Below are 259 nucleotides of genomic sequence, written 5' to 3' on the forward strand. Positions count from 1 at the left end.
CTTTACACAGAGGATGATGGTGGTGGCGAATATACATGTGTTGAGCGGCAATGGCGAATGGCTGAATTTCCAGATACCGAACTCACACAGCTAGCGGCCTCTGCTTGGGAAAAGGTTGCACAGGCGCTTTTCTATATCGCTGAAATGATGGGTGCAAAACTAATCAAACCTATGTTTGAACTCGGAAATCCAAATCAGGTGCATTTTGAAATATACAACCCAGAATGGGTAAAAAAGCAGCTCGAATTCTACAAAAAAT

Annotated in this window: 1 protein-coding gene; it reads left to right on the forward strand. The window is 42.9% G+C overall.

Translation table 11 applies throughout. The features are described from left to right. Positions 1 to 259, forward strand: a 259-nt coding sequence (locus SB749_RS19975) for a hypothetical protein (protein ID WP_410711840.1), incomplete at both ends; no start/stop codon positions are given.

It is taken from the genome of Brevibacterium sp. SIMBA_078 (assembly GCF_046534565.1).
GTDB lineage: Bacteria > Actinomycetota > Actinomycetes > Actinomycetales > Brevibacteriaceae > Brevibacterium.